General features: G+C 42.7%; 14 protein-coding genes, 2 tRNA genes and 1 pseudogene. 7 read left to right on the top strand and 10 right to left on the bottom strand.

What is annotated here, in order from left to right; all coding sequences use genetic code 11:
- The first annotated feature begins 1 nt into the window (after nt 1).
- The 4 genes from Q1A40_RS08935 to Q1A40_RS08920 are packed head-to-tail and all read left to right on the top strand — an operon-like array spanning nt 2 to nt 2130.
- The gene (locus Q1A40_RS08935; protein ID WP_299999378.1) at nt 2-559 is read left to right on the top strand and encodes a type III secretion system protein; all 558 of its coding nucleotides are present in this window, start codon (nt 2-4) and stop codon (nt 557-559) included.
- On the top strand, nt 537-1181 hold the full coding sequence (locus tag Q1A40_RS08930; protein ID WP_299999376.1) for a type III secretion protein: 645 nt from the start codon (nt 537-539) through the stop codon (nt 1179-1181). Before Q1A40_RS08935 ends, Q1A40_RS08930 begins: the two co-directional genes overlap by 23 nt.
- 31 nt (nt 1182-1212) lie before the next feature.
- A complete protein-coding gene (locus Q1A40_RS08925) occupies nt 1213-1587 on the top strand; it encodes a hypothetical protein (RefSeq protein ID WP_299999374.1) in 375 nt (124 codons plus the stop codon).
- A gap of 39 nt (nt 1588-1626) precedes the next feature.
- Nucleotides 1627-2130 carry a lytic transglycosylase domain-containing protein gene (locus Q1A40_RS08920; RefSeq protein ID WP_299999373.1) on the top strand — a complete coding sequence of 168 codons (504 nt, stop codon included), beginning with the start codon at nt 1627-1629 and terminating at the stop codon, nt 2128-2130.
- An 87-nt stretch (nt 2131-2217) separates the two neighbouring features.
- Here Q1A40_RS08920 and Q1A40_RS08915 read toward each other — a convergent pair whose 3' ends face one another.
- From Q1A40_RS08915 to ghrA, 5 genes are all read right to left on the bottom strand, one after another.
- Nucleotides 2218-2967, bottom strand: coding sequence for a winged helix-turn-helix domain-containing protein (locus Q1A40_RS08915; RefSeq protein WP_299999372.1), 750 nt, complete (start codon nt 2965-2967; stop codon nt 2218-2220).
- Nucleotides 2968-3459: 492 nt separating this feature from the next.
- Nucleotides 3460-3936, bottom strand: coding sequence for a DUF1097 domain-containing protein (locus tag Q1A40_RS08910; RefSeq protein WP_299999371.1), 477 nt, complete (start codon nt 3934-3936; stop codon nt 3460-3462).
- 98 nt (nt 3937-4034) lie between these two features.
- A complete protein-coding gene (locus Q1A40_RS08905; RefSeq protein ID WP_299999369.1) occupies nt 4035-4592 on the bottom strand; it encodes a molecular chaperone in 558 nt (185 codons plus the stop codon).
- A gap of 25 nt (nt 4593-4617) precedes the next feature.
- Complete coding sequence (locus Q1A40_RS08900) at nt 4618-5355, bottom strand: phosphatase (protein ID WP_299999367.1); 738 nt, start codon at nt 5353-5355, stop codon at nt 4618-4620.
- A 117-nt stretch (nt 5356-5472) separates the two neighbouring features.
- Complete coding sequence (gene ghrA, locus Q1A40_RS08895) at nt 5473-6414, bottom strand: glyoxylate/hydroxypyruvate reductase GhrA (protein ID WP_299999366.1); 942 nt, start codon at nt 6412-6414, stop codon at nt 5473-5475.
- 270 nt (nt 6415-6684) lie between these two features.
- On the opposite strand from ghrA, the gene Q1A40_RS08890 reads away from it, so the two are divergent.
- Together Q1A40_RS08890 and Q1A40_RS08885 are read left to right on the top strand one after the other, a co-directional pair.
- Nucleotides 6685-6772 (top strand) — tRNA-Ser (locus tag Q1A40_RS08890).
- Nucleotides 6773-7073: 301 nt separating this feature from the next.
- A tRNA-Ser gene (locus tag Q1A40_RS08885) sits at nt 7074-7161 on the top strand.
- 51 nt (nt 7162-7212) lie between these two features.
- Here Q1A40_RS08885 and Q1A40_RS08880 read toward each other — a convergent pair.
- A pseudogene (locus tag Q1A40_RS08880) lies at nt 7213-7462 on the bottom strand (EamA family transporter); the annotation flags it as partial.
- On the opposite strand from Q1A40_RS08880, the gene Q1A40_RS08875 reads away from it, so the two are divergent.
- Entirely contained in the window at nt 7449-7613 is a 165-nt protein-coding gene (locus Q1A40_RS08875; protein WP_299999605.1) for a hypothetical protein, read from the top strand. The pseudogene Q1A40_RS08880 and the gene Q1A40_RS08875 sit on opposite strands and share 14 nt — an antisense overlap.
- A gap of 46 nt (nt 7614-7659) precedes the next feature.
- Here Q1A40_RS08875 and phoH read toward each other — a convergent pair whose 3' ends face one another.
- The 4 genes from phoH to efeU all read right to left on the bottom strand — a co-directional run bounded on the left by phoH (nt 7660) and on the right by efeU (nt 12263).
- Nucleotides 7660-8448: a phosphate starvation-inducible protein PhoH gene (gene phoH / locus Q1A40_RS08870; RefSeq protein ID WP_299999593.1), complete on the bottom strand. Its 789-nt coding sequence runs from the start codon at nt 8446-8448 to the stop codon at nt 7660-7662.
- Between the two features lie 495 nt (nt 8449-8943).
- Nucleotides 8944-10227 carry an iron uptake transporter deferrochelatase/peroxidase subunit gene (efeB, locus tag Q1A40_RS08865; protein WP_299999364.1) on the bottom strand — a complete coding sequence of 428 codons (1284 nt, stop codon included), beginning with the start codon at nt 10225-10227 and terminating at the stop codon, nt 8944-8946.
- Nucleotides 10228-10231: 4 nt separating this feature from the next.
- Nucleotides 10232-11356 (bottom strand): iron uptake system protein EfeO, encoded by a 1125-nt coding sequence (efeO, locus tag Q1A40_RS08860; RefSeq protein WP_299999363.1) that lies wholly within the window; start codon nt 11354-11356, stop codon nt 10232-10234.
- A gap of 61 nt (nt 11357-11417) precedes the next feature.
- Nucleotides 11418-12263, bottom strand: a complete 846-nt coding sequence (gene efeU, locus Q1A40_RS08855; protein ID WP_299999361.1) for an iron uptake transporter permease EfeU — start codon at nt 12261-12263, stop codon at nt 11418-11420.
- Between the last annotated feature and the right edge of the window lie 2 nt (nt 12264-12265).

The raw sequence follows: 12265 nt of genomic DNA, 5'->3' as shown, positions 1-12265 counted from the left end.
TATGAAAGCTGAAGATAGCCATATGCTGAATATCTTATATTATCCCGTTATGTATATACATTCAGACAATCTTCTTACACTGTATTCTGCAAGAAATATAGTGGCTGATGTAATACTTAATCACTGGATTATCAATCAATATAAACTGGAAAATTTGCCTGCTAGCTGGCAGCCCAATGATGCTATCTCGATATCTATTTTCAGACACTGGAAAATGATTCCAAAAATAGCTGAATTGATCGGTAGTTATCTTTTACGTGATCAACTTCTTATTAATAAAATGTCGTTAATCAATGATAAAAATTTATTGGCATTCATATCATTGCCACTGCGACACTCTGTTTGTATCAATGGAAGAATGCCTGTTACAGATTATTCGATATGGGGAGCAGCCTTTATCACAGGCTTAACGCTCCATTTTCCCGCGGCCTTACGGCAGCGTTTATCTCTCTGTTTTTCAAAAAATATTATTTTACCAGAGCTTTTTATCGCAAAAACACCTGATAATATAAACTTACTTAGGATGGCTATTAATTATGCGTATGATATCAGGGAATAATTTACCGTTGAATTATCATCAGCACTCTATAATTAAAGGAAAGGAACGTGATCATTATCAGCGTATGGCGGCAAGTCTTGAACGAACTCTTGCACGATGTAATGAAATGTATGCTGAATATGAATCTCATACTGTCTTATTGAGAGAAAACAGTCAAAAAGAAGGTTTCTCAATGGGATTTGAACTTTTTTTTTCTCAGCTGGTCGATTTCCTCGAAGATTATGAGAAACGACAAAAAATCAGACTTACGACTTTCCGCAGCAAGTTGCTCAGCTCAATAAAAGAGTCTTTCAACGATACCGTGATCGTCGAACGGATTATTCACAACTTACAGATTCAGTCGGGTCAACATAAACCACTACGTATTATTATACCTAAAACAGTCAAACTCCCAACCGGAGCTGATGATTCAAATTATATATTGACTGATGACAATCACATTACAATACAGAATGATATGGACTCTATTCGCTTTCCAATTGACTCTGTGTGTCAGCAATGGCTGGCTGAATCAGATGAATCAATTCATTCTCTCAGTCAGGAGATTGACAAACTTAGCCCTGATTTTTTGGAAAATATCGGACAGCAACCTCCACACATAATAGTGGACGATAACAAATAATAATTAATCATGTATAACGGAGAGAAATACCATGAGTACGATAATAAATAACGTTAACTCAGAATATAATAATCAGACTCAATCAGCAGATGAGCAATCTAATTTTAATGATTTAGTTTTGACATATATAAAAAATAATAAACCAGATGGAACATTGGACCAGTTATTGGAAAAAATGAAAAGTTTTTCACCGAATGAACCTGCTACAATGAAAAAGCTCAACGCTGCATTGCTGAATGCAGATTTAATGCTACGTTCAACCCCCGAGTATGAGGACTATACGACGGCAGTATTAGATAAAAACACATGTCAGATAGCATGTATAAACATGCTGAACAATACACTGATAAATAAGATGATCGACGTCGATGAAGACGATGAGAGTAAGAAACTGATTCTCTATTAATTTATACATTAGCATCTCGAAATCTTTCTTGTTTTAGATATGAAAATAAAAAGAAACTATCATTATTTATCACTTTTGTTAGTATCTTCAGTTGCCGGTGCTAGCTACAGTGATTGTATTCATGAAGCAGCTCAGTGTTTTAAAATTAACCCACTGATAATAAAAGCCATCATCTGGCAGGAGTCAAACAATCGCCAGGATGTGATAAATGTTAATAAAAATAAAACTCAGGATGTAGGTATTATGCAAATTAATAGTATTCATTTTAATACACTGGGAAAACTGGGGGTTACTGAAAAAGAAATTCGTGAGAATAGTTGTGCGAATGTGTTTTCAGGGTCATGGATCTTAAGTAGAGTAATAGAGAATAATGCTTACTCCTGGGAAGGAATAGGTAAATATCATTCTAAAACTCCGTATTATCGTGATAGATATATTTCAAAACTTATTGCTACTATCCTTGAGGAAAATAAAATCATCGATAAAATTAAGGTTCCCTATCAGTCCGGTATACGTGAAAAATTTTCTTGCGCTAGTCATTGAGATTGAAAATAAGGAGTATATTTAATTGTATAGCGCAAGAGAAAAAATACTACTTGCGCTACTATTCAATGCATATTTCCCCAAACCTCAATTAACAAAGCAATCGTTAGCAACGTTATTATTAAGCAACCCTACAAAAACCTCATTCGGATGACCACAATACGTTAAGACGTCATCGGTATTAGTTGAGTTATTATTTTGTCGCAAAACTAACACAGGCGCTTCTTTTTCAGTATTTTTTTCAGCATTATCGCTATTATCAACAATATTACTATTTATATTTATAGTAACACCGACCAAGCTTGCTAAAATTAATATCACACTTGAGAAGGCAATTTTTCTTGATGAGAAAATTTTTTTCTTGGCTGATACGTAAGGGATAATAGATATAGAGCTGGAAGAAGATATGCCATTTATGGGTGTTTTTTGTTCTGTGTAAGAAAAATCATCACGTTCATGACTAATTTTTAAAACGTCACCATATTGAATTTTTTTAGTCGGTAATACATCTTCATAGATAGGTGTTATTGTTAATTTATAACCTAATTTTGGGATCGTCGATATCGTACTTTTTTTATCATCTCCAAGACTTCGTCGAAGCGATCTTATGACTTGAGCAATACTTTGCGAAGTAACATAGCCTCCTCCCCATACCTTCATCAGGAAGTCATCCTGTGACACTGGGTTAGGATGACTATCACAAAGAAGTGCCAGTACTTCTGCTTCTTTTTTTCTTAATTGCGTTACTTGCTCACCCTGTTGCAAAATACGCAACTTTCGATTAAATGTAAAATTCAGAAAAAAAATATTTCCATCATTCATTTCATTAGTATTCATTATCAGGTCCGTCAGATATTTAATGAATGAACCCACTATTAATGTAATATAATGTTACTTATATATCACAATACAGTGTGCTTCCCTCAAGATTCACATTATTCCTTATGTTGAATCAATTCACTATTATAGCATAATTCTCTTTATCTTATTTAAAAACCCATAGTTTAGTTTGATATTTATGAAATGTAAACTCTACGTGAACGTATGAAGAATGAGGATAGCATTAACAATTCCGGCATTCTCTATTTGTTCCGACATGTCATAACGCTTTTATTTTACAGTTATTTAAAACATTGATTTTATAGTTAAATTTGTTTATAAAAATATTTTCATGATGCGTTATTTTTTTATTTTTTTATATCATAAAACAATATTTTTGAATAAAAACAATCTTATTGTTTCCTGTTTAATCACTGATGTATTCTTTCATCAATTATACTTAATCTCTGTAATCCTTTCTGAATGTTATGCTGTATAATATTTTTATAACTATTCTATAAGTTTATCTTTGCTATCACTCCTGGCAAGCCATAAGCCACTATTTTTCATCGCGAAACCAAACAACAATCCAGGTAATAAAGAAGCGATAACGACAGGCCAGTCGCCTTGATGAGCAAATGTTGCACAAGCGCCAATAAATGTACCAGGAACGAACGACAAAAGGATATGCCGGGCTTGAAGACACATCATAAATGCGACGACCGCAGTCAGGATATAACTGATGAGATTGATGTGTTGAATCAGGGCACTTCCATGAATAATGACAAGTGCCCACACTACACCACTGCAAAGAGTAAATAGTGAGATGAACAGCCCTTTAAGCCCGCCCTGGGGGCAGGCGAAATAAGCGGTACATCCCAGAAAGCCCATCCAGCTGATCAGGCCGAGACTATCCGCAGTCCAGGCCCAGAGACCAGACAGGACACCTGTCGTCAAAGCGAGTGAAAGGAGTGTTTTTGTTTTCATAGGTAAAAATAATAGCAGTCGCCACTTCTGCTTTCATTATAAATCACATATTTTATGCAATGGTAATCATATTTACATAAATTATGTGACAAACATCACTAATCTTCACTTTCTGATTCCTGTAATTCATCTCTCATCGCCTGGAGCGCTTCACGCGTAATCACTGCCAAAGTACGATAAAAAGCACTTGTTGCGGAAGCCTCCACTTTACCCAAAAAGCTCCCAGCCCAAGGTAAGATATAACTATCAAATAACGTTATCTGTGCCTGATATTCATCTTCCTGTGATTGGTCCTCAAGCCAGGATGCCGCGAGTAACAAGGCTCCAAAATGATCGGCAGGGTTTTCCCCCAGAGGCATGCCGCGTTGTTCCAAAAACTGGCGAACCTCCTGTTCGTTGCCTTCTGTTTGCCAGGCTGATCTATAGGGTGAAACTTTGCATTCACTGCCAGTAAACAAGGCTTGATAGTCTTCCTGAATGATAGCAGGTTCCAGATCCCGCTGGAGGCGAGTGAGCAATTCATCTTGCTCCAATGGCCAGCTGGCTACCAGCTTCCCTTCTTTGATCAGAGTAAATAAAGGTGCGAGTAACGGGTCTTGTGGCTGGCGATAAAACAGTGAACCTAAAATGCGACAAATAACTGAAAACTCATTCATAACAGGCTATCCATTAAACATACTTTTAGAGCGAAGCAAATTCTGCAACAGGGGTCATACCGCGAGCTTCAAGGAAACTAAGCATACGCTGCGCAGAGACATTCAAAATACGATCTTCCGGGAAGTTAATTTCACGAAGTATTTTCAGGCATTCATCAAAGTCACCCAGCGTGAAAGCGGTATGTGAGTCAGAACCTAATGCTAACCAGCCACCTGCATCACGAACAGCTTCGGCAATTAAACGGCAATTTGGTCCACTGCCTTTACGTGAATGTGTGAAAGACGAATTGTTTAACTCAAGAGCAACGTTATATCTGGCAGCAGCAGCCGCAACAGCAGGAATATCAATTTCGTACTTCGGATTTCCTGGATGACTAATAATATGGACATCACCATTAGCTATAGTGGCTATCATTGCTTCTGTATGTGTTGCTTTATCTTTAGGCGGAAATACAGGTTCATGGAAACCAGCAAGGATCAAATCCAGTGCTTCCAGCATTGGGCCAGTACAATCAATTTCACCCGCAGTATTTTTTATATTAGCCTCAATACCTCGTAAAATACCCACGCCATTAATAACGCGTGGCCAAATCCGCATATTAACAAAATGCCAGTAATGGGGGGCATCTGCCATATCGGGGCCATGGTCAGTGATAGCGAATAATTTGATACCTTTGCTCGCAGCGACAACAACATAGTCGTGCAACGTACTATAGGCATGGGTGCTGGCAACAGTGTGCATATGCAGGTCAACAGGGTACATACAATTCTCCTTCTCTTTTCAGGTAGAATAGCAGTAATTCGTGACAAATATTAGTCTGAGCTCTGTTACCAGCCTTTCCTGACTGCGTTAATATCCTGACTAAAAAAGGCCAGAGCCTTAATAACCGCGAGAGATCGAGACCTCACCGGCAGGCACAGTCCCTTCTTCAATACGTGCTACCGTACTGGCAATGAAAGTCGCAGCTTCATCGGGGCGACTGACCGCTGCGATATGTGGCGTTATTGCTACTCGAGGGTGTCGCCATAGCGGACTATCCACGGGTAAGGGTTCTTTAGCAAATACGTCCAGCATGGCCCCTTTGATCTTGCCACTGTCAAGTGCTGCCAGCAGGTCAGATTCTACCAGATGAGCACCTCGTGCCAGATTTAAAACATAAGCGCCCTCTGCTAACTGATTTAATAAGTTCTGATTAATAATGCCTGCTGTTTGCGGTGTATTAGGTAACAGATTTATCAGTACTCGCGTACCGCTAAGAAAAGCGGGAAGTTGCTCATTACCGACATAACTACTGACACCTGGATATTCTTTATTACTGCGACTCCAGCAACGAACCGGAAAACCCCAAGCGGTAAGACTCTCTGCAACCTTGCCACCAAGAACACCCGCACCTAACAATCCAACAGTAAACTCTTCATGGCGATACTCATCCAGCGGCTGCCATTGACCCGCTATTTTCTGTAACTGATAATCATCAAAGCGACGAAACCAGTGTAATACCTGACTCACTGCATACTCCTGCATTTGTTGAGCCATACCTGTATCTTCAAGACGATATAACGGCACCCCTTGCGCCAGCATATCGGGATATTGTTGAAACTTGCTCAGTATGGCATCTACACCCGCCCCCAGTACAAATACCGCTTTAAGACCTTTTCGCTGTCTGAGGACTTCTACAGGGGGATTCCACACTAAAGCGTAATCAGCAGGCGCATCATCACCTTTAGTCCACTGACGTATTCGTGCCTGCGGAATAGCGCGTTTAAACGCCTGTAACCAATTATCTACAGTCAGTGCCGGATGATAAAAAATGATATCCATGTTCGCTCCTGTGGGGTGTGATGACACAACATTATTGAAGTAACTCAATCGAGTTTGCTACGGTTACGTTATTTGTAATTCAACTAATATATTTGATATGACAGTAAATTACCGCAGCTCAATGGTATAAAACTGATACCTCATGCTGATTAAAGAGTCAAAGTGGCTGAAGTTTGACTAAACAGACAGATAAATGTGAAATTAACATTGACGTGACAGGCACTTTTCCCCTAAATTAGCGCCGGCTCTACTGATATGAGCCAGTAATATGGTGAGGTGTCCGAGTGGCTGAAGGAGCACGCCTGGAAAGTGTGTATACGGCAACGTATCGGGGGTTCGAATCCCCCCCTCACCGCCATATTTGATAAGAGAGCCTGAACGCATGTTCAGGCTTTTTTATGTCCGGAATACTTGTCGCCACGCTCCCTCCCCATCATCACTTCATTCCTCTTTTTAGCAATCTTTCGATCCCTTATCAGAATCAATCCAAGGCTCGATCAAAACAACAGATTAAGCATTATTCATTCGCGCATTCTTAACGTATCCCGATCGGTTATCTGTTAATCGAACAGATGGGATACAACAAAATAGACTTGACCACAACGGGCTGACTCCCTATAGTAGCGCCCCGTTGGCCCACTGGGTTGACGCAATAATATGGTGAGGTGTCCGAGTGGCTGAAGGAGCACGCCTGGAAAGTGTGTATACGGCAACGTATCGGGGGTTCGAATCCCCCCCTCACCGCCATATTTGATGAGAGAGCCTGAACAATTGTTCAGGCTTTTTTTATTGTTTGCGTTATCTGGCATATTTACGCGAACCCATGATGCATAACATGATGCCCGTCGTAATGATCATCATTAGTGGTGTTACCGTTTTATCTAAAAACAAGGCACAGAGTGCCAACGCAATAAAAGGTTGCAATAACTGCAGCTGACCTACAGCCGCTATTCCACCTTTAACCAGTCCTTGATAGCAAAAAAATAAAGCCAATTAGCATACTAAAGAATGACGCATATCCCAGTGCCAGCCAGTTGCTAAAAGTCAGTATCTCCGTTTCGACAGCAGAGCCTTTTAGTGCCACATCACATACACCCCAGGCTATTCGCCTTGCTCTGGGCTCAGTCAGTCAGAAGGTATTATTACCCACCCAGGCAGGGGTACGCGAAGTGACAGAATATGAACGTGATCGGCAGTAAAAAGCCCGGGACAAGGCCGGGCTTTTGGCTGTTTAATCGCACAAAACTAATCGTAAGCATTCAGTGCTCGCTGGCACAACGCCGAGCGCACACAATCTTGTTTGGTAAAACGTACCACGCCTACCATGTCATCTTCTTCAAAACGTGCCATGGCATCACTGAGGCCAGAAGTAACGCCTCTGGGTAAGTCGCACTGAGTGATGTCGCCATTAACAATAACAGTGACATTCTCTCCTAACCGTGTCAGAAACATTTTCATTTGTGCAGACGTAACATTCTGTGCTTCATCCAGAATTACCACAGCATTTTCAAATGTCCGGCCACGCATATAAGCAAAAGGCGCTATCTCAACTTTACCGATTTCCGGACGCAGACAGTATTGCATGAAAGAACTCCCTAAACGCCGCACCAGAATGTCATAGACCGGGCGGAAGTAAGGGGCAAACTTCTCAGAAATATCACCAGGCAGGAAGCCGAGATCTTCATCAGCCTGTAATACCGGGCGAGTCACAATGATTCTTTCAACGTCTTTAAGGATTAATGCTTCAGCAGCTTTGGCAGCACTAATAAATGTTTTGCCGCAGCCTGCTTCACCAGTGGCAAATATCAGCTGTTTACTTTCTATGGCGTGAAGGTAGTGCGCCTGGGCTTCATTGCGTGCTTCAATAGGCGAATGATCGCGAGTATCTCTCGCCATACCGATAGATTCTACGCCGCCCATCTGTACAAGCGCAGTAACCGACTCTTCTTCACGCTGCCGATGGCTGCGTGAGTCGCGTCTCAGCACACGTTTGGCTTCGCGACGAACTTTGGTAACAGCTTTCTGTCTTCCCATGGATGGCACCTTACTGTTGGTTTCATTTCCCGCGCTGTCAAAACAAGCGCGATAGTGGTCACTAACGGATGAGGTTTGGCTTCCTTGTAAGCCATGAGTTGCCTTACTGGATGATGCATCACAGCCCGCACGTGGAATGCGGCTTAACGCACCAATATGACATATGTTGAATGCTGTAAGGGGGTAAGTGAGGGTGAAGATAACGAAACCAGAAGAGTAGTGCCCGCATTTGTCTGTGCGAGTCGTGTGTTTTTTCAACCGTACCGTATGAGACGCCGTCATACACTACTCCCTGATGATAGGTTGTCACTACTGATAACCACCGCTATCTACATTAGTATTTACAGCAACAACCACATAAGCCGCAACAAAAATTTTACATTGAAGAAACAAATTATATTGCTATTTATGTCTTATCCCATAGTAATGTGACAGTGAGATAACAGCTTGTGTCGGCAGCGAAAATTTTCTTATTTTTTATTATATCCCCTCAAATCAAGATTCCATTAATCCCTGTCCAAGGTAATGCTGGTTATCAATCACACCCGGTAAAGCAAAGAAATAACCGCCACCTATAGGCTTGATATACTCCTCCAGGGCTTCACCATTGAGCCGTTTTTGGACAGCAATAAAACCACTATTCAGCGCATGCTGGTAGCAAACAAACAGCAGTCCCATATCCAGCTGCCCTGATTTTGTTGCACCTGATGAGTAGCTATAGCCACGACGCATCATCAAACTCGATTGTGTTTCCGGAGTACGGGGATTTGCCAGACGGATATGCGAGTCAAGAGCAATAATGTCACCATCGGGATCGGCGCTATAGTCAGGAGTATCATGTTCAAGCTTCATTCCCAACGGTGCGCCACTGTACTTATCCCGACCAAAGATAGTCTCTTGTTCCTGTAGTGGTGTTCGATCCCAAAATTCCACCCTGAACTGAATAATACGAACAGCCTGATAACTGCCCCCTATTGTCCATGAGGGTTCATCTTGATCGGACGTCACCCAGACGACTTCATCCATGAGTATACTATTCTGGCTATCTGGATTTGCTGTACCATCTTTAAAACCCAGAAGATTGATCGGTGTTTCTTTACCCTTGCTGCGAGCAGCATGCTGAGAAATAAATCCCTCACGCCGCCAGCGAACGCTCAGTAAGTCGGGGGTATGTTTAATAATGTCTCGTAAGGCATGAATCACGGTATCCGCTGTATTAGCACAAATTTGTATCAAAATATCGCCATGACACAAGCTGGCATCCAGAGAATCGTTAGGGAAACGTGTCATTTTCTGTAATTGAGCAGGAGCAAGCGATGCCAGCTGATAGCGCTCATCAAACAGTGAGTTTCCGACAGACAGAGTCATCGTCAGGTCATCCGGATAAATCATTGCTCCGAGGATCCCAGAGTCTAGTGGGGGTAACCTTGGATTAGGTGTATCTGGTACCGGCCCTCCTTGGGTCAGAAAAGCAAAACGTGCCGTTAGCAGACGAAATAACCGTTCCAGTTCTTGCTTATCACTGGCCAGCACATCAAAAGCGACCAGCATCATAGAGGCTTGCTGTGGAGTCAGAATACCCGCCTGATGCACACCATAGAAGGGCTCAGTTTCAAGACGCGCATTGCCTGAGGGGTCAGTATCCGTTGTCGCTATTGGTGCGGCGGCGGTCACAGGACAGCCGCCTCCGACAGCCAGCGCACCTCCCAGTGCGCCTAATGTTTTCAGCAATTTTCGCCGTGCTGGTTGATGATTATCCGGCTTAATCTGCTCTGCCATTAACTTAGTCCAGTCCCATGACACCACGGAGTTTGGAGAGTTCTTCCGCCAGTACCGTAATAGGCCCTTTCAGAGCATTACGATCGCTGTCGGTTAATTTGTCATAACTCTCAAAACCATCTTTAGTACGGTATTTGGCCAGAATACCATCCACTTTAGTGAAGTTAGCGTCCACTTTTGCTAATAAATCAGGGGCTTCTTTGTTGAGTTGAGGCCGCAGCAGATTAACAATTTTCTCTGCGCCATCGACATTAGCCTGGAAATCCCATAGATCTGTACGGCTGTAACGTTCTTCTTCACCGCTGATTTTACTGGCGGCAACTTCCTCTATCAGCGCCGCGGCTCCACCAACAACTTTCGCAGGAGGAAAGGCCAGTTCAGTGATACGGGTCTGTAAATCGAGCACGTCGGTGTTCAACTGGTCAGCATATTTTTCCAGGCCAGCAGTAGAGTTATCACCAAACAAACCTTTTTCCAGCCGGTGGAAGCCTGTGAACTGTGGATCATTGGCTTGTTGTTCGAAATCATCTTCACGCGCATCAATACTGCCATCAAGATCGGAGAATAATTCAGCAATAGGTTCAATTCGCTCATAATGCTGGCGAGTCGGAGCATAAAGCGCTTTTGCTTGTGCTAAATCCCCTGCTTTTACTGCCGCAGTAAACACCTGCGTCTCTTTTACCAGCGCGGTAGTTTCGCCCAGGACATAAGCCTTATAGTCAGCAATAGGGCCCGCAAGCGCCAGCAGATTTGAGGTTTTTCCGGTCTCGGTAGAGGTTCCTTTTACCACCAGTTTGCCTTTCGGATTACTCAGTAAACCGCAGGTTATATCGTAATCACCAGGTTGCAGATTTACCGTCATTTTTTGGGTGAAGCCAGGGGCGATATTTTCACGCTCTTCGACCACCATCACTCCTTTCAGGATTTCCCACTCCAGTGCCTTCTGACTTTTATTCTGGATAATAAATTGGGTTTTTCCGGCGTTAACCGTCAAACTCATCGGCTCACACTGTTTGTCTGTTACTACAACTTTTACTTGTGGAACATCCGCGGCCTGAGCCGCAAATGAGGATAAAATAGCAGCAGCCAGAGCAAGAGGCCGGGCACTAAACTGGAAAGACTGACTCATGACGCATTCCTGTATCGCAATCAATGGATGTATTCGCGGCAGATATCCTGCGCGACGGTAATTAACGCACTACGTTTGTCTGGGCCTTTTTTGTCGGAGCATTACTACTCCACGGGCTAAAAAACAGCACCAATGCAGAGATCAAATAGATAAAATAGACCGAAACTTCACTGACAGTAGGAGCTTCCTGGTAACCCAAAAGACCTTCGAGTAAGGTTCCGAATAGTGAATGTGTTGACAGCATCTCACTCATATCAAAAGCGCGATCCTGGAAATGATTCCAGAGTCCGGCTTCGTGAAAGGCTCTAATCGCGCTGGCACTGAGTCCGGCTGCGACAAACAGAATAAACAGGCTGGTCCATTTGAAAAAAGCAGCCAGATTAAGACGAACTCCGCCATAATAAATAAGGAATCCGAGCGCAATAGCTGTTGCCAGGCCAAGCATCGCGCCGATTGGAGGCATTATGCCAACATCCTGTTGAAACGCTGCAAGTAAGAAAAAGACCGACTCCAGCCCTTCTCGCGCCACAGCAAAAAACACCATCAGAATCAGCGCCCAGCTATGATTATTTTTCCTGCCAAGAGCGCTGTCCACTGCCTGTTCCAGCTGCCCCTTAACGTTGCGGGAAACCTTACGCATCCAGAACACCATCCAGGTGAGAATAAAAACAGCCACGACAGCAATCAAACCTTCAAACAGTTCTTGCTCTTTTTGTGGAAACTCACCGGTTGTCTCATTAATTACCAGCCCCAGAATCAGACAAAGAGCGGCAGCTGTCACCACGCCAACCCACATAGCCACGAACAAATGACCGCGCTGAGTACGTTTAAGATAGCTGGCGATCAGGCTAACAATCAGCGCTGCCTCCAGTCCTTCACGTAGCATGATAAGAAAAGGAACAAACATTC

The organism is uncultured Cedecea sp., assembly GCF_947498825.1.
Lineage (GTDB): Bacteria > Pseudomonadota > Gammaproteobacteria > Enterobacterales > Enterobacteriaceae > JGM124.
This window is presented reverse-complemented; position numbering and strand designations above follow the sequence as displayed.

Coding starts and splice junctions, on each gene's coding strand:
- Q1A40_RS08915 (WP_299999372.1), bottom strand. CDS start 2,967: ATGAATACTAATGAAATGAATGATGGAAATATTTTTTTTCTGAATTTT.
- Q1A40_RS08920 (WP_299999373.1), top strand. CDS start 1,627: ATGAAAATAAAAAGAAACTATCATTATTTATCACTTTTGTTAGTATCT.
- Q1A40_RS08905 (WP_299999369.1), bottom strand. CDS start 4,592: ATGAATGAGTTTTCAGTTATTTGTCGCATTTTAGGTTCACTGTTTTAT.
- efeU (WP_299999361.1), bottom strand. CDS start 12,263: ATGTTTGTTCCTTTTCTTATCATGCTACGTGAAGGACTGGAGGCAGCG.
- ghrA (WP_299999366.1), bottom strand. CDS start 6,414: ATGGATATCATTTTTTATCATCCGGCACTGACTGTAGATAATTGGTTA.
- Q1A40_RS08930 (WP_299999376.1), top strand. CDS start 537: ATGCGTATGATATCAGGGAATAATTTACCGTTGAATTATCATCAGCAC.
- efeB (WP_299999364.1), bottom strand. CDS start 10,227: ATGGCAGAGCAGATTAAGCCGGATAATCATCAACCAGCACGGCGAAAA.
- Q1A40_RS08925 (WP_299999374.1), top strand. CDS start 1,213: ATGAGTACGATAATAAATAACGTTAACTCAGAATATAATAATCAGACT.
- phoH (WP_299999593.1), bottom strand. CDS start 8,448: ATGGGAAGACAGAAAGCTGTTACCAAAGTTCGTCGCGAAGCCAAACGT.
- Q1A40_RS08935 (WP_299999378.1), top strand. CDS start 2: ATGAAAGCTGAAGATAGCCATATGCTGAATATCTTATATTATCCCGTT.
- Q1A40_RS08910 (WP_299999371.1), bottom strand. CDS start 3,936: ATGAAAACAAAAACACTCCTTTCACTCGCTTTGACGACAGGTGTCCTG.
- Q1A40_RS08900 (WP_299999367.1), bottom strand. CDS start 5,355: ATGTACCCTGTTGACCTGCATATGCACACTGTTGCCAGCACCCATGCC.
- efeO (WP_299999363.1), bottom strand. CDS start 11,356: ATGAGTCAGTCTTTCCAGTTTAGTGCCCGGCCTCTTGCTCTGGCTGCT.